Source organism: Pirellulaceae bacterium, from assembly GCA_029243025.1.
Classification (GTDB): Bacteria; Planctomycetota; Planctomycetia; order Pirellulales; family Pirellulaceae.
Genome location: JAQWSU010000033.1, coordinates 16,576 through 36,049 on the forward strand (window position 1 = coordinate 16,576; position 19,474 = coordinate 36,049).

Genomic DNA, 19,474 nt, shown 5'->3' on the forward strand with positions numbered 1-19,474 from the left:
ACTACGGACACCGTTATTCACAACTAAGAAGTGTGGAAGGCTCCATCGATGAGTCATAAGTCACCTTTTCCCTGTGGACAGTCTCGTCGCGAATTCATTTGGCAGATGGGGAACGGTTTTGCTGGCCTCGCCCTCGCCGATCTCTTGGCAACGGATGCCAGGTTCGCTCGAACGGCCGAAGGCGAAGACGAAGTGCGACAATTCAATCCGCTTCAAGCAAAACCGGCTCATTTTGCTCCGCGCGCCAAAGCGTGCATATTTTTGATGATGAACGGAGCTCCCTCGCAGGTAGACACCTTTGACTACAAACCCGAGTTGGAGAAATTTGCGGGGAAACAATTGCCGGCCGATAAAAAGTTTATCAATTCAGGTGGGCGTAGAATCGGCTATCTCACGCCGGCGTGGAGAAAGTTCCGACCTGGAGGTGAAAGTGGTCTGCTGGTGTCTGATTACTTTCCACAGGTTCGGAAGCATGCCGACAAATTATGTGTTTTGAATTCGTGTCACACCGACAGCCATGCCCACGGATCGGCACTGGTCGCCATGAATACAGGAAAGACACTCGTCGGGCGGCCGTCGCTGGGAAGTTGGGCCGTTTATGGTTTGGGGAGTGAGAACGAAAATCTACCCGGCTATGTCGTGATGCTTGATAAACGCGGTGGGCCGATCAGCGGCCAGCCAAACTGGGCCAGCGGTTTTATGCCGGGAACCTATTCTGGCACGTTGTTTCGGCCCGTGGGGGATCCCATTCTTGATTTGAAAGGTCCCTCGCATGTTTCGGACAGAGTGCAACGCGAACAGCTTGATCTTCTGGCAAAACTCAATGAGAAACATTTGGACGAACGCGCTGGCGGACGGGAGTTGGCGTCCCGAATTAATAGTTATGAATTAGCCTATCGGATGCAGTCAGCAACGCCCGAAGCGGTGGATCTAACGCAGGAAGCCCAAAACACGCTTGATATGTACGGCATTGGCCGAAAGCCTACCGACGAATATGGACGGAATTGTTTGATTGCAAGGCGTCTCGTAGAACGGGGCGTGCGTTTCATCCAGCTCTATTCAGGCGGTGGCCATCTGGAGGAAACCTGGGACGCCCATGCAGGCATTGAATCGAATCACGGGCAACACGCACCTGAGGTCGACCAACCCATTGCCGCATTGCTTGCTGACCTCGAACGTCGTTCGCTGCTTGACGAGACTCTGGTGGTCTGGGGTGGTGAGTTTGGGCGGATGCCTTTTAGTGAGGGGAAAGGTGCCCCAGGCCGTAATCACAATCCGTATGGATTTTCGATGTGGCTCGCGGGAGGTGGAGTCAAGGGCGGAATGAACTACGGCAGCACGGACGAAGTGGGTTTTGAGGCGGTCGAAAATAAAGTGCATCTGCATGATTTACACGCCACGATCCTCCATATCATGGGCCTTGACCATGAATTATTGACATGGTTTCATCAAGGGCGGAAGGAAAGTTTGACCGATGTGGGCGGCCGCGTGATTGGTGATATCCTGGTCTGACTGAGCGATGCGGGCTGGCAACCGGAAATGCCCGAATAAAAACTGATCTCATTGGACGATTCATTTGACTGAGTTCAAGGCAGAGGAGCGGGTGGTGTCCAAATCTGGAGCATGTAAAATCCTTTTCGTCCTGGTGATCTTGTTAGGCGGTCGGGTTGCAAATCTATTGCCCGTTGGTCAGGCTTGCGCGGAAGCTGAGAGTCAATTGGAGTTTGCGGGAGCCAGACAGGAAACCTACAAACAGTTTCCCAATGCCGAGCTGAAACTCTATATCTTCAACCCGAAAGAACATCAGCTAACAGATCGACGCCCTGCGGCAGTTTTCTTTTTTGGGGGAAGTTGGAACGGTGGCACCCCCAAACAATTCGAGCCCCATTGCCGCTATCTTGCGTCTCGCGGGATGGTCGCGATAACAGCCGATTATCGCGTGGCGACTCGGCACGGGACCACGCCATTCGACGCCGTCAAGGATGGTAAATCAGCGGTTCGCTGGATTCGGTCGAACGCAACTCGCTTGGGGATCGACTCGAAGCGGATCGCTGCGGGGGGTGGTTCAGCCGGAGGACATGTGGCTGCCGCGACGGGAAATATTCGTGGACTTGAAAATCAAAATGAGCACTTAGCGATCAGCTCGATCCCCAATGCGCTCCTACTCTTCAATCCGGTGTACGATAATGGTCCAGGTGGATACGGTTATGAACGCGTGAAAGCCGACTACCAGCAGATTTCCCCATTTCACAATATCCGCGCGGGCGCTCCACCAACGGTGGTCTTTTTTGGCACCCAAGATGATCTCGTCCCCGTGGTAACCGCTGTCGAATACGAAAAACGCATGAAAGCTGTCAATAGCCGTTGTGAGACGCATCTCTATGAGAAACAAAAACACGGCTTTTTCAATGAAAACCGCAGCGATGGCAAGTATTTCCGAAAAACGGTGATCGAGATGGACCGGTTCCTAAATTCTTTAGGCTGGCTCCAGGGTCCGCCAACGCTGGCACAGCCCCCTGAATGATTGATGAGAGTTCAAGATGCAGCGACGTCGCTTCTTAAGAAGGTTTGGTCTCGGCAGCCTAGCCGCCTTGGCCCCCGCACCAGCCATCCAATCCAAGGAGAGAGCGGTGGGTAATATGCCCCCCGAGCAACTGCGACAAGCGCTGGTGAAATGCTTGGGCGGGGCCTGGCCGGTTCCCTGTCCTTTGAATTCAAATACGGCACGGATCATTCAGAAGCCCGGGTATCGAATTGAGACGCTCAGTTATGAAGTTGAGCCTGGTGACCGCGTTCCAGCGCTGCTTCTGATTCCCGACGGAGTGACCGAACAGTCGCCAGCGATCGCCGTCTGGCATCAGCATGCCGGACAATATCATCTCGGCAAAAGCGAACCAGCCGGATTGGCTGGTAACCCCATGCATCATACCGGAGTCGCTCTCGCAAAGGAGGGATACGTTGTTCTTTGTCCTGACACGCTTTGTTTTGAAGAGCGACAAGATCCAACGGGTAAGTTGGACGGTATGCGATTTGAGCGTTTCGAGTTTCTTCGTTACGTCGTTGAAGGGAAATCTCTGGCGTGGAAAAATATTCTCGATATGCGTCGAGCCATTGACTTGCTCACATCGCGACCCGAGGTCGATGAGAAACGGATTGGTTGTTATGGTCATTCGATGGGATCAACTCACGCATGGTTAGTCGGCCCGCATGAGCCCCGCATCAAGGCTCTTGTTGGCAACTGTTGTTTGCCGACCTATCAGGGTATTCATGAAAAACGACTTTTGCATTGTTTTCCGAATTTCATTCCCGGATGGATGACCTATGGTGACACGCCTGAAATCGCAGCGTTGGTTGCGCCGCGTGCTCTCCATTTAAATCTCGGAGAGACCGATTCTGGCAGCCCAATCACCCATGCCAAAGCAGGGATTGTTCGCATTCAACAGGCCTATAAACGCCAGAATGCAGTCGGTCAGTTCAGTTTTTTCATCGAACCGGAAACAGGACACGTATTGTCGGAATCAATGTGGCGGCACACGAAACAGTTTTTTCTGAGAAAGCTCTGAAGTACGGAAATCGATACTTGGTTTCGATTGGGGTTTCGTGAAATACAATCAGAAAGGTCCAGTTTTCCTGACGGACCAATGGGTGAATGGCGAAGAGACAAGAACTTGAACGACGTGGCCTTTGGCTGTCTGTTTTAGGCGCATTGCTGATGGCCGCGCTTGGTATCGGTTTTGCCATCCTAACATCATCTGATGCCGTTCTCTTGGATGGTGTTTTTTCGTTTGTCGGATGTGCGGTTGGATTCGTGTCTTTGAGGGTGGCGCATCTTATTGCCCGACCCGATGACGAGACGTTCCATTTTGGATATTCGGCGTATGAGCCGATGCTTAACCTGACAAAGGGGCTGCTCATGGGAGTGGTTTCCCTGTTTGCATTTGTATCGTCGATTACCGTTGCGGTTCATGGTGGGCGAGCTATCGAGGCCGGTTGGGCCACCGTTTATGCGGTATTGGCCGCTCTGGGGTGCTTCGCAATTGCGGTCGTTCAACGGGTGTTAGCCGCAAGCACTCGATCTCCGTTACTGCAAGTGGATGCCAACAACTGGCTGGTAGATGGCCTGTTTTCTGCCGCCGTTGCGCTGGCCTTTTTAATCGCGACCATTTTGGAGGGCACGAAGTATGACCGTTGGTTACCCTACGCAGACCCCCTGATTGTAGCCGTTCTTGTATTGATCAGTTTGCCAGTCCCGATCATGATAATTCGCGACAATTGGAATCAGCTTGTCGGAAAAGCACCCCATCGAAAAATTCAAGATCGAGCCGATAAGGTTGTGTCTGCGATACTATCGGATGTCGCCACCGTCGACACAAACATCAGAATGCAACAATGGGGGCGATTAACCTACCTACAGCTCTACGTGATTTGTGAACCCGTGATGAATTGCGATCTAAAAGAGTTGGATAAATATCGCGAACAAATTGCAAACGCATTAGCGAAGGAGTTCGATAATCTGGCTTTGGATGTTGTGTTCACCCAAGATACCCAGTGGGTAGCTGCCTCGATTGGCATCGAGAAATGACGTGAGAATGATTGAGCCGAAACCAACAAGCCGTAAGATCACCATGCCGGGAGAATATTTTCATTCGCCGCAGATTTACGATCGCGAAACACGCCAGATATTTCAAAAACAATGGCTATGTGTTGGGAGAGCGTCGGAGATCTCGAATTCGGGCGATTTCATTGTTCGCGAGCTGGATGGCGAAAGTGTGATCCTGGTGCGAAATCAGGATGGCCAAATCAATTGCTTTCATAATCTCTGTCGTCATCGTGGAACCCGACTCAAAGAGGAAGCCTGTGGTGAACTTGGCGAGCGAATCCAGTGCCCTTACCACGCATGGTCCTATGATTTATCCGGAAAACTTCGGAGCTCGCCCGGCATGAGCCATGTGGTGGGGTTTCATCAATCCGATTATTCGCTCTTTCAGGTGACTACTGCGATTTGGCGAGGTTTTATCTTCATTAACTTCGATCTACAAGCCATCCCATTTGAAAGATACTGTGATCCATTTCAATCGCGTTTTGATACCTGGGAGCTTGAAAGGCTCGTTGTAGCGCATCAGATAACCTATGACCTGGCTACGAATTGGAAAATTGTCTTTCACAACTACAGCGAATGTTACCACTGTGCAATGGTTCACCCGCAACTAAGTCCCATGACCTCGGCCGAGACGTGTTCCAACGATTTTGTCAAAGGACCCCTACTGGGAGGCCCAATGGTGTTATCGGATGGCTGTCAGACGCTAAGCATGGGTGGGGAAATCTGCGGTGACGGCTTTTCCAAGTTGTTGCCAGCCGATCGCAGGCGAGTCTATTTCTACACTTTGTTTCCAAATCTCTTTCTCAGTCCTCATCCCGACTACTTTTTGACACACAGGATCGAGCGGCGAGCGATTGGTGAAACTCGCGTCACTTGCCAATGGCTTTTACCTCCATCGGTACTAGATCGAACCGACTTTGACCTATCAAGGGCAATTGAATTCTGGGATCTCACCAACTGCCAAGATTGGCATCTCTGTGAGTTAACGTACCAAGGTGTCTGCTCGCCTGCCTACCAACCGGGACCCTACTCGAGCTTCGAAAGTGTTTTGCCAGCTTTCGACGAACACTACCTTGAAACTTTAAAGAATGAACCGTAACGCTTGTATCAGCCGTTTCGGAACAGGTCGCCAAAGGTGAATGGTGTTGAGAACACTAAGAGGGGCCGAGTTTGGTTGCCGGCAAGCAAAGCCATTTGGCCGGTTGAACTGTCAGCTTGCTGAGACCAAATTGATCGAGAGTTGAAACCGTTTTCTCTTGACCGCCGAGATCCGATGTGGCGTAAACAAGCCAACACAAATTCGGATCAGTGACTCCAAAGTGTTCATCATGATGCCATTCCTGAGCGGGCAAGCAAACGAAATCTGGCTTTGCGAAGTCGAACCTTTGAGGACCATCGGCAGAGATAATCTCGACATTCCGTTTTGTCGCGTTGCTGGTGGTGATTGGATAGGCGACGAATTGGCTCATGCCAGCTGGGTTCTCCGCAGGCGCTCCCTCTGTCAATTGTTGACTAAGCGACAAGAAGTAGCTTGCTGCACCTACTTCTACACTGATTTCACTTTCCCCGCCATTGGGAGACACGCGAAGGTTGCGTGAGGCCGCCGGAGTTTCGGGAGCCGGTATGCGATACCAAGAGAAAATGAGCGCTTCGCCCGAATCGGATTGCGGATTTAATTCGGTGGAAAACCGATCTGGCCCCGAAAGCATGCTTTCATGCCGCTCTGGATCCAGAAAACTGCTCCACTCTACACCGTGCTTGATCGGCTTTTCCGGGCTCACTGCCGATACGACAAGCGGCCGGGCAGTTGGGAAGACTTTTGTTTCGGGTTCCCCGGCCATAAACGCAACCATCCCAGCTATGATTCCGATGACGATACAGGCGAGGACCATCAGGACAATTACGATACGCATGGGAATCTCTGCTTTCGGGCTGGGCTAAAACGACACAAAGGCTCCGAGATCGACTCGAAGCCTTTGCATAATCCGATATTTCGGTGGGTGACTACGACGACGCTTTGGGAAGTATAACAGCGTCGATGACGTGAATCACTCCGTTCTTGCATTTGACGTCTGCCTTGACAACCTTCGCATTGTCCACATTCACGGTATCACCGGAGACCTTGATGGCCACCTTCGAACCCTGGGCGGTTTTGGCGGACTTAAGTTTCACGACATCCTTGGCCATCACGTTGCCTGGCACGACGTGATACATCAAAATCGCGACGAGTTTCTCTTTATTCTCGGGTTTCAGAAGTGCTTCTACAGTGCCTTTAGGCAATTTGGCGAAAGCTTCATCGGTGGGAGCAAAGACCGTGTAAGGTCCCTTACCGTTGAGAGTCTCGACCAAGCCAGCCGCCTTGGCTGCGGCGACAAGAGTGTTGAATTTGCCTTCGACAGCGTTTTCAACAATGGTCTTATCGCAAGTTCCGCAACCTGCGAACGCGTCGCTGCTAACGAATAAAGCTGCCATGGAAACCAGCATTACGGTCGTGATCTTCTTCATTTCGACTCTCCTCTACGGTTTAGGTGTTCCGGGCAGACACTCTGCCTTCGTTGGATACTCAAGCAAGAGTAGGCGGGTGCTGGAAAACGACCAGTCCCCAATCTCGCGTTTCCGCTGTAACCGTAGAAGAAAATAGTAATTCACGCCGTTTCAGAATTTTCCACAAATTAGATGCGTTAAATTGGCCGGATTGAGGGTCATAACAAGGTAAGCCTGAGGTTTGATCGCTCCAGAAATTGAAAGTTTCATGCTCAGGCGCTAAGGTGGTAGGCATTAGAAATGCCAGATCGAGTATGACTGCACCGCGACTGGCGCAATGAAGAAGGCCTAGGAGCTTCAAGATGCGAACCAAACGCTGCTTAATTCAGGTCTTTGTCGTCTGGACGTTATCTGGAATCGCGCTTCAGGCTGACAAGCGCCCGAATTTGATCTTCCTCATGACCGATGATCAACGAGCAGACTCGCTTGGATGTATGGGGAATCGTGTCATTCAGACTCCCAATATCGACGCGATGGCCTCCCATGGCGTTCTGTTTGAAAATGCCTTTGTGACCACGGCAATCTGCATGACAAGTCGCGCTTGCGTGCTGACAGGCCAATATGCTGCACGGCATGGAATTAGGAGCTTTTCCCAGGAATTATCGCAGGAACAACTTTCAGAAACCTACCTAAGTTGTCTGAAGCAGGCAAATTATCGCACAGGGTTTATTGGTAAATGGGGGGTCGGTGACCCTCGATCAGCGAATGATTTGCTGGACTACAATCGGGGATTTCCAGGACAAAGTCGTTACTTTCAGGGCGACCTGAAGCAGAAGCAAGGACGGCATTTAACCGCCCAGTTGGGTGATCAGGCGATCGATTTTTTGGCAGGCTGCAGCGAGGACGAACCGTTTCATTTATCGGTAAGTTTTAAAGCGCCTCACTGCCAGGATTCAGACGACATCTATTCGGACCAATTTCCTGCGGATCGGGCGTTTGATAGCCTGTATCGAGATTTGGTCATTCCGCGCCCGCCTGCCGCGGCGGCCCCGTTCTTTGACCGACTGCCGCCGTTTTTGAAGAATCGTATGAATCGCGATCGTTGGGCCGTTCGGTTTCGGTCACCGGAACGCTACCAAAAATCGGTCAAAGATTATTACCGACTTATTTCCGGTGTTGATCGGGTTGTCGGCAGGATTCGACATGAATTAGAACGGCTTGGCTTTGCCGACAACACGGTGATTATTTACACATCGGATCACGGTTTTTTCCTTGGGGAGTACGGTTTTGCGGGGAAATGGACGCCTCACGATGTATCGATCCGTATCCCTCTTATTATCCATGATCCCCGTTCGCCGGCAGCCGAACGAGGGCAGCGCTACGAGCAGATGGCCTTGTCGATTGATATGGCTCCAACCCTCCTGGATTATGCCCAGATCGACGCTCCCGAATCGATGCAAGGCTCAAGTCTTCGTGCTTTGATCGGCAATGACAAGCGGCTCGATTGGCGGCAGAGTTTCTTTTACGAGCATTGGTTTTCAGCCGGTGGACGAATCGCACCTTGCGAGGGTGTACGAGGCGAGCGTTGGAAGTATGCGCGGTATCTGAAGCTTGGCAAAGAAATCGAAGGCGAGCAGCGTTGGGAGGAACTTTACGATTTGACGAGTGATCCCGATGAAACGGTGAATCTTGCTCAGGATCCCGCCTTTGCAGATCAACTGAAACGGCAACGAATTAATTGGCAACAATGGCGTCAAAGCGTCCGGCAAACCCCCTAAACGGGAACCGCACGGCGGATTGGAGTGATTCCGATGCAGGCGAGGCGGCCCGTAACTGGTAAAATACAGTGCATGAGAAAATTTACACAACCAATCTGGCTGAGTAGCTTGTTGTTCTTCTCCTTCGTGTCGACAAATGATGCCAACGAGAAGATCGACTTTGCGAAATCGATTGCGCCGATCTTTGAGAAACATTGCGTAAGTTGTCACTCGTCGGGTAATCGCAAAGGAGACATCTCCTTAACGACGTCTGGAGATTTGGAAGAAAACGAATACGTCATTGATGGCGACCCAGATGGAAGCTACCTCATTGAGTTGGTTACTTCCCAGAATGGCGAACCACCCGAAATGCCAAAAAAGGGAGAGCGACTGCACGAGGATGAAGTGGCGGTTTTACGGCGTTGGGTTTTGGAAGGCGCGGAGTGGCCTGATTCGGTTGTGGTGAAGGAGAAGCCAAGAGCGGGTGACGACTGGTGGTCTTTGCAATCGATTGCGGTGAAGTCCGAAACGTCGATTGATGATTTGATCGAGCAACGCTTGCGGACAGCTGGGCTCTCTCTCAGCCCGCCTGCCCCCCGAAAAGCACTTATTCATCGCGCGTATTATGATTTGATTGGTCTGCCGCCGACGCCGGAAGAAGTGCGTGCTTTTGTAGAGGATCCAAATCCACTCGCCTTTGAGGTGGTGGTGGATCGCCTGCTTGATTCACCGCATTACGGCGAACGGTGGGGCCGCCATTGGCTGGACGTGATTCGATTTGGCGAAAGCATTGGCTATGAACGAAACGTAATCGTAGATAATTTGTGGCCATTTCGAGATTATGTGATCCGCTCGATTAACCAAGACAAATCGTTTCATCAATTCATTCGAGAGCACCTCGCTGGCGACGTGATCGGTCCCGGCGACCCGGACGTCGCAATTGGTTCGGCTTTTCTTGTGGCCGGCCCCTACGACGACGTGGGCAATCAGGACGCTGCCCAGGCAGCGCAAATCCGGGCGAACACTCTTGACGAAATGATCCGAGCCACCAGCGAAGCATTTTTAGGGCTGACAATTGGGTGCGCTCGCTGCCACGATCACAAATTCGATCCGATCACGCAGCAGGACTATTACGGACTTTATGCGACGTTCGCCGGAATTCGTCATGGGGAGCAGACCCTGGCAACCCCCGAGGAGATAGTGGCTCGGGAAAGGACGCTAAAACCGCTACTGGATCAAAAACAGGCGGTCGACCAGAACCTGATTGATCACCGTGAGGCGAGACTGGCACGGGCAAAATCGCGCCTTGATGAGTTGGAGGCACAATGGACACGCCCCCCCGTCGATCGAACGGGTACGGAAGAGCGGTTCCCACCGGTTGAAGCCAAGTTTGTCCGGCTGACTTGCGAAGCGCAGGATGTCAAACCGGCAACGGATACCGGTTTTGGCATCGATGAATTTCAAGTCTGGTCCGTCGGAACGAGTCCTGGCCTTCAAGCGGTTGCTTCCAAAAATGTTGCACTCGCAATGAATGGTGGACAGGCCAGTGGGAAAGCTCGCCCCAATGAAGATTTTCCAGAAGCGTATAGCGCCCAATTGGCTATCGATGGGAAAAGGGGAGCTCGCTTTATCGCGGCCGATAACAAGCTGACGATCGAACTTGCCGAACCGACCATGATCGATCGGGTGGTCTTTTCGAACGTTCAATCAAAACAGGACAATAATGGCTGGCGGTTTGCTTTTGTGGCGGACTACCGAATTGAAGTTTCCGGTGATGGTCAAAATTGGCAAGAGGTAGCCAACGGGCGTGATCGACAGCCTGTCAATCGAGAGTCACACCTGAATTATCGATTGCTGAAAATGGATCTCACGATAGAGGATCAACTCGAACAATCTCGTTTAGAGAATGAGCTTAGAGAAGTTAAGGTCAAGGTTGGACAAGTTCCCAATCTCCCTTCAGTCTGGATGGGTAAACGTGTGGCTGACGACGCGAAAGGACCGTTCCACGTGTTCTTGGGGGGAAATCCACAGAAGCGAGGCGAAGAGGTAGTTCCCGCCAGCCTTCAGGTGCTCAGCAACGATAAAACGGCAGATGAAAAGGGCAATCGTTATCGTCTTCAACCGGATACCCAAGAAGACCAGCGGCGACTTGCGCTCGCTGATTGGCTCGTCGATGTCGACAATCCTCTTACCCTGCGTGTGCTGGCAAATCGCGTATGGCAATATCATTTTGGAACGGGCATTGTTGATACACCGAGTGACTTTGGATACATGGGAAGCAAGCCTTCTCATCCCGAGTTGCTTGATTTCCTCGCCGTCAAATTGCGAGATAACGATTGGCGATTGAAGGATTTACATCGGCTGATTATGAATTCCCGAGTTTATCAACAATCGTCCCGTCATCGCACGGAAGCTGCCCAGATTGACGCTTCCACACGGCTCCTCTGGCGATTTCCCCCCCGTCGTCTGTCAGCGGAAGAAATTCGCGATACGATCCTCCAGGTCAGCGGAAAACTAGATGCGGAACGCGGTGGCCCCGGATTCCGACTCTATCATTACATGCAGGACAACGTCTGCACCTACGTGCCCCTCGATCAACACGGTCCTGAAACCTATCGACGCGCTGTTTACCATCAAAACGCACGAGCCTCCGTGGTTGATCTGATGACTGATTTTGACCAGCCGGATTGCACCTTCTCCTCACCAAAACGAGCTGAAACGACAACGCCACTGCAAGCGCTGACCATGCTGAATCATTCTTTTACGATGGATATGGCAAATGCTTTTGCCAATCGTTTGCGCCGCGACGCAGGTGATAGCCCCAAGGCTCAACTCCAGCGAGCTTTTCAACTTTGTTTTTCACGCGAGCCCGCTGAGGACGAAATCGCGCCCTGTCTGCAGATTGTCGAAAACTACGGTTTGCCTGCCATGTGTCGAATCCTTTTAAATACGAGCGAGTTGATTTATGTCCGTTGAAAGACTTCGCGATTTGACACGTCGCCACTTTCTGGGTGACTTATCTACGGGGATGGCGGGAATTGCGGTGATGCAACTCCTGGGCGGGACGAGTTCCGCAAGCCAGCCTGATTGGCAAGCGGGAGTCGGTGGGACTCACCATCCTGCACAAGCCAAACGGGTTCTTCAAATTTTTTGTCCCGGCGCGGCCTCGCATATGGATTTGTGGGAGCACAAGCCGGAATTGGAAAAGCATCACGGAAAGCCACTTCCCGGTGAAGAAAACATGGTTTCCTTTCAGGGAAAGAACGGAAATCTAATGAAGAGTCCTTGGCCGTTTCTACCTGCCGGGGAATCTGGAAAGCGGATCACGGCCATGTTGCCCCAGATGGCCCAACATGTCGACGACATTGCTTTCCTACATGCCATGCACAGCAAGACCAACACACACGGCCCGGGTTGCGTTTTCATGAATTCGGGCCATCCGACGGAAGGGTTTCCCAGTGCGGGAGCTTGGTTGAGCTACGCTTTGGGCAGCGAAAATGAAAACCTTCCGACCTTTGTAGCAATCTGTGATAAACGAGGGGAGCCGCCTAACGGGAAGGCCAATTGGTCGAATGGATTTCTACCCGCTCGTCATCAGGCAATTATGATGAGTGATCAAAAGCCCATTCGCAACCTCAGTCGGCCTGCAGATATTTCGGCTACAGAGGACGCGGCCTCTCGCCAGTTGTTGACCCGGCTGAACCAAAGTTTTGCAGATTCGAATCAAGCGGAAAGCGATCTTCAGGCCCGTGTTGCCGCCTACGAATTGGCCGCCAAAATGCAGTTGTCTGCACCCGAAGTGTCGGATCTAAGTCGAGAATCTTCGCTGACACACCAAATGTACGGGACGATGGACGAAAACCCCCTGAAAGCCGGTTATGCGAGAAATTGTTTGTTAGCCCGACGATTACTTGAGCGCGATGTGCGGTATGTGAACCTCTACTGCGCCTCCCGTGCATCGGGGGTCGACGGCCTGCTCAATTGGGACGCTCACAAGACTCTCAAGGCGGATTACGAGCGGCACTGCCCGATTTTCGATCAGCCGACTGCGGCCCTGCTAACGGACCTGAAAAAAAGCGGCCTTCTCGATGACACCCTTGTTCTTTGGACAACCGAGTTTGGACGTATGCCAACGCATCAAGAGGGAACCGCTGGCCGAGATCATAACCCGGATGGGTTTACCTGTTGGATGATGGGAGCGGGGGTCAAAGGGGCGGTCAGCTATGGCGCGACGGATGATTTCGGACGTCGCGCAGAAATCAATCCCACCACCGTCTGGGATTTCTATGCCACCGTGTTACATCTACTCGGATTCGATCACGAAAATTTGACTTGGTATCACAACGGACTGGATCGTCGATTGACCGATGTCCACGGCCAAATCCTGGAAGCTGTGCTATCCAATCCCATTGGTTAACGTCTGTAATGTTCCTTCCAGCAATTCGGAAGGTCCAGGAAATGCTCTTATGCTGATCATGCGATTTTTCCTCACGCTCACGATCTTCCTGCTGGGCAGCGGCCCGAGTTTCTTTTGCCCTGTTGCGCTGAATGCAGCCGAGTCAGGCTGGAAGCTCGTCTGGCAGGATGAATTCAATGGGGACGCGCTCGATTATTCGAAGTGGGGAGTGGAGGTCAACGCGTTGGGCGGGGGGAATAACGAGCTGCAATTCTACACGGATCGGCCAGAAAACGTTCGAGTCGACAACGGTCAGTTAATTCTTGAAGCACGTAAGGACAAATTTAGCACACTTGGGATCACACGCGATTATTCCTCCGCGCGTATCCGAACCAAACACCGGGGAGAATGGAAATACGCACGCATCGAGGTGAAAGCGAAGCTCCCGCAAGGACGTGGATTACTTCCGGCTATTTGGATGTTACCAACAGACCAGAAGTATGGCGGGTGGGCAGCCAGCGGAGAAATCGATATCGCCGAGGTCTTGGGGCACAAAACGGCCGTAGTCCACGGCACCTTGCACTACGGTGGGAAATGGCCAAAGAACAAACAGTCAGGTGATCATTATCAGCTTGCCACGGGAAACTTTGCGGATGACTTCCATCTATTCGCCCTCGAGTGGGACGAAGGCGAAATTCGTTGGTATGTGGACGGCGAACATTATCAGACTCAGAAAGCTTGGTTCAGTGACAAGTCGCCCTTTCCTTCCCCATTTGATCAGCGTTTTCATCTGATTCTGAATCTGGCGGTTGGTGGCAATTGGCCCGGTCAGCCTGATAAAAAGACCGCCTTTCCCGCCCGCATGTTGGTTGAATACGTGCGAGTCTATCAGCGAATTCCCTGACGCGGCGATTTGCGGAAGATGACAAAAAAGCGGGCAGGCGATGCGCACGAAAGCCTGATCCCCGCCTTGCATCGAACCGATTCGCGAGAAGTCTAACGATTGTTTTGCCAACGCGAGTCCATGTTGCAGACAAGATGGTGGATCGTGAAATCTGGTGCCCTGCAATCGAATAGCGTCTCTAAGTATCCCTGTAGTGTGGACTGTCTCTAGCGGCCTAACACAACGAAGCGGCTCGCCGAGAAATTGCACCGTATAATTTCTGCAATCAGGTTTGGTATTCGTTGTTTAACGACCGCCATTGAGGACGGCGCAAACGCGTCGTGTAAGCTCAGGCTGCGCTTCATGGGTTTCGCTCTCAGCAGAGGAGGAAGTAAAAAACGATACTGCAAAAAATCAGTGTGTGATTGATGTCAACACGTACTCGAAATCGTGAGCCAACGTCGCGTTCCTAGAATTGCTGTGCCTGTAAAAGAAAACGACTCGAGCGGCAAGTTGTTGGGGTGCGAAATTCAAATTGGTAAGATTTTTGCCAGTTATTTTAACTGAGTCCTGCGGAACTTACGCACCGCCATTTGCGTATTTTGACCTCTTTGATGAATCCCGCACGAAATTTATCTTTGTTGGTGCTGCTTGCTTTTGCTAGGCAACGTTTTGCCGAACTTCCCGCCACTAGAGGGATCACTCTTTGACGAGATGCGACTGATCCCGAAACCGTCTTTCAGGATTTAGGTGAAAACATGTCTTTGGCAGAGTGCGAATCGGTATCACGATGGCTGGACAAAAGCGGAAACGAATATCACGCGAGTCGGGAAGCGGACCTCTTGCAGCCAACCTATCAAACCGATGTCACGAACGGCTTACTCGCTATTCGTTTAGATGGGCAAGGAAATGACGGGATGATTATTGATGATGGCTTCCTTCTCGAACGCTCATACACCGCATTTATCGTCAGCCAATACGACGAGAAAATAAAAGGTCGAACTCCGCAGAGTCGTGAAACCAACGGGTTGCATGGCCTGTGAGGAGGTCAATTGGGGCACGACGCGGAATGCTACGGTTGCGGTCCCCCAACCTTCGAGCCTTGCGCTGGCTTGGCTCCGCATTCTAGCTTCCATTGGCTGTAAGCGTCGACGCAATCGTTACTTGCCCGATTCAGATTGTTTCACGAAAAGGGCTTTCGGTTTTGCCGAAGGGCCTTTTTAGTTATCACGTCGCGACTTCATCAGCAAACCAGATACTGACTTGTATCTCCCCCTATTTCCACAGCGATCGTAATCGTTGGGGGCGGCGTTTCTTGAGGTTTGCGATACTCGGACGCTCCGGATCGGTAGAGAAAGGGATGGTTTTCTTGCAATCTTCACAGGACCCACATGCTGCCTTTATACGCATCGATCATGATGCGACAGGTAACAGTAAGGAACTTAATGAGAAGGTTAAATGGATTTATATCGCTATTTCGCGATCGAACACAGAAATGATGCGGTCATAGCTCGCGCCGTGGATTTCCACCTTGATAGTGCAATTCACATAAATTTCGCGAGACAAGAACTCTTGCAAATCATTGATCGTCTGGAACCCACGACGTTGGTGATCGACCTGCAAAATGTAAAGCGACTTTCGTCGTCAATGATTGAAGCCCTGTTAGTCGTGCAAGCGAGGGGCACGAAAACGAGCATACGTTTGACGATGACAGAGTCGCTTGGGTCCGTTTTTAAAACGTTAAAGCTTGACCGAACCCCCTTCCGCATCTTTGCGTCGAACGACGAAGCAACTGTCAACACATTTCAGCCGAAGTCGTACTATGACGTCTGCGGTCGACTCTCTCCTCCTGACGAAGAATATGATATGACGCTGCCGGGGCCGTGAGAGTGTTTGCGAAGAGTCCGTAACTAGGCCCCGAGCGTTGGCCGTGTTCGATCTGCGATGGAAAGTAAGTGCCAAAGTCGCACTTCGGCTTGGAAGGTTCTCCAACTAGGGGGCCTGTTTCACATCGCCGAACGCCTTTCTCACATAGTCTAACAAATCGGCCATCTGGTCAGCCGTGATTTGTTCGTGCAGGTTAGATGGCATCAATGAAACCTGGGAGGCACGCATGACATCGATTTCCTTGCGCAAAATGGTTGCCGTTTTGCCTTTGTCCAGCTTCAAAATCACACTCGTAGGAGATTCGGAACCTAACACGCCCGTGAACGATTTACCCTGATCGGTGATGACGGTGTAGGAAATGTATTCGGAATCAATTTTGCTACTGGGGTCGAGGATATCGACAAGGATGGCCTCATTCGGCTTATTCAGAACGCTTCCGAGAGAGGGACCGACCGCATATCCTTCATCTCTAAGCTTGTGACAATTAAGGCATGTCTTTTCAAACACGCGACGCCCTTGCTCAAAACTGCGGTTCCCTTTCCCCAGTACGTCTGAATAGTGTTTGATACGCCCAGCGACGTCGGTATCAACCGTTTTTTCTTCGGCGCTGAGCACCGCATGCACGTGTCTCGCCTGGTCCGCAGGAAGACGTTGCAGCAGATTTTGTTGGGAGGCGTTCAGTTCAGTCACGCGAATTCGCCCGTCAATAATTGCTTCGGCTAGAGCAGGATATCGATTTTCTCTCGCAAGGATTGTTTGGAGGGCATGTTTTTTGATTTCTGGCGTATACTCCTGCCAGCGATCTAGTAGGACGACGCCAACCTCGGGCGACGCAGATACTCCGATCGCATCGATCGCTGCCTGCTGTAATTGCAGCGACTGGCGGCTGTCCAGCAGGGCTTCACATTGCCGAAGCAAATCAAATGGAGCATTCCCCAACAATTTAATTGCCGCAATTCGATCTTCTTCGTTTCCGACGTGTAGTGTCGTTTTCAATGCTTGAGTGAAAGTCTCTCGCAATGCATCTTTCGGCAACAATCGAACGGCAACGTTGATCGCCAATTGCCGGACCTCGGCATGGTCCGTTTGAATTAAGGACACGAGTGCATCGCGCCGTTCAGATTGGCCATCGTCTAGCAAATCATCTCCCCAGCGATTCAAGGTGGTTGCGATTCCGCGAAGACAATCAAGCTGTAGTTCGGGATCCACTGTGGGTAATCGATTGATCACCTCAGTTAAACGTATCGTGTCGTTACCGCCTACCAGGCTCGCCGCCAACGGAACCACCAGGCTTCGCTCTCCAGCATTCATTTCCTTTGCATTCAATAAGTCGGACAACATCGGACCGCCCTGCTTGACGGACGCTAAGATTGCCGCATTCATCCAGCGGTCATCCCCATGCTGGTTGGCGAGCTTCATGAGGGCGTCATCGGCTCCCGGTTTTCCTGCCAATGCTTGTGCGACTTGAAGTCGGACCGCCGGATCGGGATCGAAAACCAGGCCGTGAAGCCTTGCCAACGCGTCAGAGGACAAACGGCGGTTACCGCTTAGCTTAGCTGCATGCCGTCTCACCCGGTGATCCTTGGCCGACAAAAGAACCAAGAGGTCAAGATCGCTAAGCGAATCCAGCGATGCCAGCAAGTGGGACGCGTGGATCTTGGCAAGCGGAGATGGACTGCTTCGAATGAGCTGCTTCAAGGTTGCGACGACATCAAAGTCGAAAACGCCGTCCCTTTCAAGCACCAATCGTTGTGCCGTATTTCGCTGCCATCGATTCGGATGTTCCAGCAACGCCACGAGTTGGCTGCGAGGCAGATGCTGCGGGTCTGGGCCGTCTAGCGACAGTAATGCATGAGAGATCGCGGGGGGAGCATCCAAGGGAAGTAATCGCCAGATCCGTCCTCGGTCGCGTCCCCGATCGAGCCCGTATTGTTGTTGCAGAAACCTCGGGATTGCGGAATAGTCCTCGATGATTTCGCGATACATATCGACAATGTAAATCGCTCCGTCCGGACCCGTGCGGAGATTCATGGGGCGAAACCATTGGTCGGTCGACGCGAGAAACTCTGATTCAGTTTCGTTCGCCGCGCGACGCGCCTGGTAACCAGCACCATCTCGAGTCAACTCGCTTCGATGAACGATGTTCAAGGATGGCTCACAATAAAAAAAATCGCCTTGGAAATCTCTGGGGAAAAGAGCCGCGTTGTAGATTTCGCCACCGCATCCCCCGGTGAAATAATTGCTGTTGGTTTCGCGGTCACCATAAAACTTAATCCACGCGGGATCTTTTCGACGCCGAACACGCCAGGGATGTGGCTGGCTAATTCGAAAACCGTTGCCATAGTCTGCTGCACTGTGATTCATCGAGGGAGTGGGAACCCACGGATTTCGCGTCAAAGCAGTGTAGTCGAGTGGTAACGCATACACCGCAGGCTGCCCACCACTACACGGAAAGCGATCTCCCACGTCGTTGATCGCGAGACCAAAGGTTCCCACACGACCGGTGACCGGCTCAATCTCCTGCGTGGCAAGGTTGATGCGAAAATCAGAGTTGGAAAGGTCCACCGCTGGAAGAGTTTTTGTTTGCGCTGCGTCAGTAATCGCCTGGGGGCGTTGGATGGTGCCGCCATGCCCTCCCGCACCGATATAAATCCAGTTGTCGACTCCACGGCGTGGATTGTTGATGCCTCGTTCCATTTCCCGTTTCTTGAAGCCCGTATACAGCGTCTTCCGTATCTCCGGCCGACCATCGCCGTCTCGATCAGCAAAGAAAAGAATCTCGGGAGCTGCAACGACCACGACACCCCCGTAGGCGGGTATGACGCCGTAGGCGGGTGGCAAATCATCGGCCCACAGTTGGGCGCTATCCATCCTGCCATCGCCATCCGTATCGGAGAGTACCTTCAACTTACCGTACTGAAGTTCCTTGGCCCGATCCGCGATCTCGCCTCCTATGAACTCCCAGCGTAGTCGCCTAACTTCCCGGTCTAATTCCCCCGTCTTGTTCAGCTCCGTCACATCGAGTTCACCCTCCACATTGTAACCATGCAATTCGGTCACAAAGAGACGCCCGTATTCATCAAAAGCAATGCAGGAGGGTTCTTGGATGAGGGGTTCGCTGGCTACCAATTCGATCCGAAATCCTGCTGGCACACGTATCTGCTTTTGACTTTCGGTTGGCGAAAGGGGCATCGGCGCATCCGTTGCACGCTTGATTTGCGCAGAACAAATAAGGGGCGAAATGATCAGCGCAATCACCAATGCGACATTCACTAAGAAAAAGGATCGCATGATACGACAACTCCGCGTTGCTAATAAATGATTCCGGGATCTAGGAAAGACACAAGATCTCGAGCCCATTATTGTAACATCCTGAATCCGACCGGTCTCCATTCGTGAGATCGTCTATCCGGCGTTACGCGGCCGGTTTTCCAAATAAGATGTCAGCGCGAGATCTGCCGTTTACA

14 protein-coding genes are annotated in these 19,474 nt (G+C 52.0%); 11 read left to right on the top strand and 3 right to left on the bottom strand.

Going from position 1 to position 19,474, the window contains the following annotated elements:
- Positions 1-48: 48 nt before the first annotated feature.
- From P8N76_15410 to P8N76_15430, 5 genes are all read left to right on the top strand, one after another.
- Positions 49-1,512: a DUF1501 domain-containing protein gene (locus tag P8N76_15410; GenBank protein MDG2383054.1), complete on the top strand. Its 1,464-nt coding sequence runs from the start codon at positions 49-51 to the stop codon at positions 1,510-1,512.
- Positions 1,513-1,606: 94 nt separating this feature from the next.
- Positions 1,607-2,524 carry an alpha/beta hydrolase gene (locus P8N76_15415; GenBank protein MDG2383055.1) on the top strand — a complete coding sequence of 306 codons (918 nt, stop codon included), beginning with the start codon at positions 1,607-1,609 and terminating at the stop codon, positions 2,522-2,524.
- Positions 2,525-2,639: 115 nt separating this feature from the next.
- Positions 2,640-3,563 (top strand): dienelactone hydrolase family protein, encoded by a 924-nt coding sequence (locus tag P8N76_15420; GenBank protein ID MDG2383056.1) that lies wholly within the window; start codon positions 2,640-2,642, stop codon positions 3,561-3,563.
- Between the two features lie 86 nt (positions 3,564-3,649).
- The gene (locus P8N76_15425) at positions 3,650-4,582 is read left to right on the top strand and encodes a cation transporter (GenBank protein MDG2383057.1); all 933 of its coding nucleotides are present in this window, start codon (positions 3,650-3,652) and stop codon (positions 4,580-4,582) included.
- Positions 4,583-4,589: 7 nt separating this feature from the next.
- Positions 4,590-5,699, top strand: coding sequence for an aromatic ring-hydroxylating dioxygenase subunit alpha (locus P8N76_15430; GenBank protein MDG2383058.1), 1,110 nt, complete (start codon positions 4,590-4,592; stop codon positions 5,697-5,699).
- Positions 5,700-5,754: 55 nt separating this feature from the next.
- On the opposite strand, the gene P8N76_15435 is transcribed toward P8N76_15430, so the two are convergent.
- Both P8N76_15435 and P8N76_15440 read right to left on the bottom strand, forming a co-directional pair.
- On the bottom strand, positions 5,755-6,513 hold the full coding sequence (locus P8N76_15435) for a hypothetical protein (GenBank protein MDG2383059.1): 759 nt from the start codon (positions 6,511-6,513) through the stop codon (positions 5,755-5,757).
- A gap of 91 nt (positions 6,514-6,604) precedes the next feature.
- Complete coding sequence (locus P8N76_15440; protein MDG2383060.1) at positions 6,605-7,105, bottom strand: fasciclin domain-containing protein; 501 nt, start codon at positions 7,103-7,105, stop codon at positions 6,605-6,607.
- A gap of 341 nt (positions 7,106-7,446) precedes the next feature.
- On the opposite strand from P8N76_15440, the gene P8N76_15445 reads away from it, so the two are divergent.
- From P8N76_15445 to P8N76_15470, 6 genes are all read left to right on the top strand, one after another.
- The gene (locus P8N76_15445; GenBank protein ID MDG2383061.1) at positions 7,447-8,862 is read left to right on the top strand and encodes a sulfatase; all 1,416 of its coding nucleotides are present in this window, start codon (positions 7,447-7,449) and stop codon (positions 8,860-8,862) included.
- A 72-nt stretch (positions 8,863-8,934) separates the two neighbouring features.
- Entirely contained in the window at positions 8,935-11,817 is a 2,883-nt protein-coding gene (locus P8N76_15450; protein ID MDG2383062.1) for a DUF1553 domain-containing protein, read from the top strand.
- Positions 11,807-13,258, top strand: a complete 1,452-nt coding sequence (locus P8N76_15455) for a DUF1501 domain-containing protein (GenBank protein MDG2383063.1) — start codon at positions 11,807-11,809, stop codon at positions 13,256-13,258. The genes P8N76_15450 and P8N76_15455 overlap by 11 nt, the downstream gene beginning before the upstream one ends.
- 49 nt (positions 13,259-13,307) lie before the next feature.
- Positions 13,308-14,141: a glycoside hydrolase family 16 protein gene (locus P8N76_15460; GenBank protein ID MDG2383064.1), complete on the top strand. Its 834-nt coding sequence runs from the start codon at positions 13,308-13,310 to the stop codon at positions 14,139-14,141.
- 737 nt (positions 14,142-14,878) lie between these two features.
- Positions 14,879-15,163 carry a hypothetical protein gene (locus tag P8N76_15465; GenBank protein MDG2383065.1) on the top strand — a complete coding sequence of 95 codons (285 nt, stop codon included), beginning with the start codon at positions 14,879-14,881 and terminating at the stop codon, positions 15,161-15,163.
- A gap of 415 nt (positions 15,164-15,578) precedes the next feature.
- The gene (locus P8N76_15470) at positions 15,579-16,007 is read left to right on the top strand and encodes a hypothetical protein (protein ID MDG2383066.1); all 429 of its coding nucleotides are present in this window, start codon (positions 15,579-15,581) and stop codon (positions 16,005-16,007) included.
- A 105-nt stretch (positions 16,008-16,112) separates the two neighbouring features.
- Here P8N76_15470 and P8N76_15475 read toward each other — a convergent pair whose 3' ends face one another.
- Complete coding sequence (locus tag P8N76_15475) at positions 16,113-19,298, bottom strand: c-type cytochrome (protein ID MDG2383067.1); 3,186 nt, start codon at positions 19,296-19,298, stop codon at positions 16,113-16,115.
- Positions 19,299-19,474: the final 176 nt, after the last annotated feature.